Genomic DNA, 2,515 nt, shown 5'->3' with positions numbered 1-2,515 from the left:
CCCTGTGTGGATGGTTCGCGGCGGACTATGCCGACCTGCAGGTCCCCGGTCATTGCCGGAAGCGCCTCCGACAAGCGGGAATGCGTCTCGTGCTTGACGCCGGGGCGGCGATGGCTCATATGAGCCGCCGCTAAGCGCTGTGGCGGCCATAGCTCAGCTGGTAGAGCACTCGGTTGTGGTCCGAGATGTCGCGGGTTCGAGCCCCGTTGGTCGCCCCATTCCCCCTCCCGTCCCATTCCAGTTCCGCACGAGGTCTGATACGCCTGTCTCCACCGGATCGGAGGAGGCTGTCTTGTATCGACCCAATGCCGCGAAGCAGAAGCTGCGCGCGGGCGACCCCGTCTACGGCTGCTGGCAGGGCATCGGCCATTCCCTGGTGTCCGAGCTGCTCGGCCTTGCCGGCTACGACATCGTGCTGCTCGACCACGAGCATGGCCCGGCCTCGATCGCCGATGCGGTGCCCAGCCTGCAGGTCCTGGCCGGCACGCCGGCGACCAGCATCATCCGCATGCCCTGGAACGACCCGGTCTACGCCAAGCGCATCCTCGATATCGGCGTCGAAGGTGTGATGGTGCCGCAGGTCAATTCGGCGGCAGAGGCCCGGGCCGCGGTGGCGGCCTGCCGCTACCCGCCGGCCGGCATGCGCGGCGTGGCCTACGGCATCGCCCGCGGCGCCGATTTCGGCCTGGCGGCGGACTATCTCGAGACCATCGCCGACAATCTCCTCATCATGTGCCAGATCGAGACCCGGGAGGCCGTCGAGGCGATTCCCGAGATCGCGGCGGTCGACGGCGTCGACGTGCTGTTCATCGGCCCCTGGGACCTGTCCGGCAGCCTCGGCAAGCTCGGCCGATTCGACGATCCGGAGGTGCGCGACACGATTCTGCGGGCCGAACGGGCCATCATCGACAGCGGCAAATGGTTCGGGTCGCTGCCGTCGCTCGGCCGCTCGCCCGCCGAGATGGTCCGGGACGGCTGCAAGGTCGTGATCGCGCCGGCCGACATCACCCTGCTGCGCGACGCGGCCCGGGCCGACATCGCCGCCTTCCGTGCGGGGACAACAGGGCGGTGATCGACTCGGACCTGGCGCTGCTGACCGCGGCGGAGATGGGCGAGGCCGATCGCCGCACCATCGCCGCCGGCACCCCCGGCATCGTGCTGATGGAGCGGGCAGGGGCGGCGGTGGCGCAGGCGATCCGGGCCCGCTGGTCCCCCCGGCCCGTCGCCGTGCTGTGCGGCCCCGGCAACAATGGCGGCGACGGCTACGTCATCGCCCGGCTGCTGTCGGAGCAGGGCTGGCCGGTGCGGCTGACCTCCCTGGTGGCGGCCAAGACGCTACGCGGCGATGCCGCCGAGGCGGCATCGCAATGGGTGGGCAAGGTCCTGCCGCCGACGCCCGCCATCCTCGTTGGCGCGGAACTGGTCGTCGACACCCTGTTCGGCGCCGGGCTGAACCGCGCGCCGGAGGGCAAGGCGGCGGCGCTGATCGAGGCGGTCGCGCAGTCCGGCCTTCCGGTCGTGGCGGTGGACGTGCCCAGCGGCCTGTTCGGCGACGATGGCAGCGCGCCGGGTACCGTGGCCCAGGCGGCGCTGACCGTCACCTTCTTCCGGCGCAAGCCCGGCCATCTCCTGATGCCCGGCCGGGCGCTGTGCGGCGAGACCCGCGTCGCCGAGATCGGCATCGAGGCCGCGGTGCTGGCGGCGATCGGCCCGCATCATCACGAGAACGGACCGGCGCTGTGGCGGGCGGACCTGCCGCAGGGCAGGGCGACGCAGCACAAATCCGACCGGGGCCATCCGTTGATCCGTGGCGGCGGCAGCCTGACCGGGGCGGCGCGGCTGGCGGCCCGGGCGACACGACGGATCGGGGCCGGGCTGCTGACCATCGTGGCGCCCGAAGCGGCGCTGCCGGCCTACCGCGCCGACTGGCCGGGGGCGATGGCGCTGCCGGAAGACCGCTGGGACGGGCTGCTGGCCGACCGCCGCGTCGGGCCGGTGCTGATCGGGCCCGGCGGCGGGGCCGGGGAAACGCTGCGCCACGCGGTCGAGGCGGTGCGGGCCGCCGGCAAGTCGCTGGTGCTCGATGCCGACGGCCTCGCAAGCTATGCCGGCCAGGCCGGGGCACTGGCCGGGCTGCTCGACGCCGATTGTGTGCTGACGCCGCATCAGGGCGAGTTCGACAAGCTGTTCGGCAAGGACGAGGCGCCGCGGCTGGTCCGCGCCCGCCGGGCCGCGGCCGAGATCGGGGCGGTGGTGGTGCTGAAGGGGCCGGACACCATCATCGCGGCGCCGGACGGCCGGGTCGCGGTCAACGCCAACGCGCCGCCGACCCTGGCCACCGGCGGCACCGGCGATGTCCTGGCCGGCCTGGTGCTGGGGCTGAAGGCGCAGGGCATGTCGGGCTTCGCGGCTGCCTGTGCCGCGGTCTGGCTGCACGGTGCTGCGGCGCAGCGAGTCGGTGCCGGGCTGATCGCCGAGGATGTGATCGACGCCCTGCCACAGGTGCTCGACCGGC

General features: G+C 72.9%; 2 protein-coding genes and 1 tRNA gene. All 3 read left to right on the top strand.

Annotated features, from left to right (window positions below; genetic code table 11):
- The first annotated feature begins 142 nt into the window (after positions 1 to 142).
- Positions 143 to 218, top strand: a tRNA-His gene (locus AC3XYG_RS03305).
- 74 nt (positions 219 to 292) lie between these two features.
- Positions 293 to 1,072, top strand: coding sequence for an HpcH/HpaI aldolase family protein (locus AC3XYG_RS03300; RefSeq protein ID WP_489138387.1), 780 nt, complete (start codon positions 293 to 295; stop codon positions 1,070 to 1,072).
- Positions 1,069 to 2,515, top strand: a 1,447-nt coding sequence (locus AC3XYG_RS03295) for an NAD(P)H-hydrate dehydratase (protein ID WP_489138386.1), incomplete at its 3' end; no start/stop codon positions are given. The genes AC3XYG_RS03300 and AC3XYG_RS03295, both read left to right, overlap by 4 nt.

This window comes from Inquilinus sp., from assembly GCF_057815775.1.
Note: the sequence above shows the minus strand (reverse complement) of the source record. Positions and strands in the feature narration are given on the sequence as shown.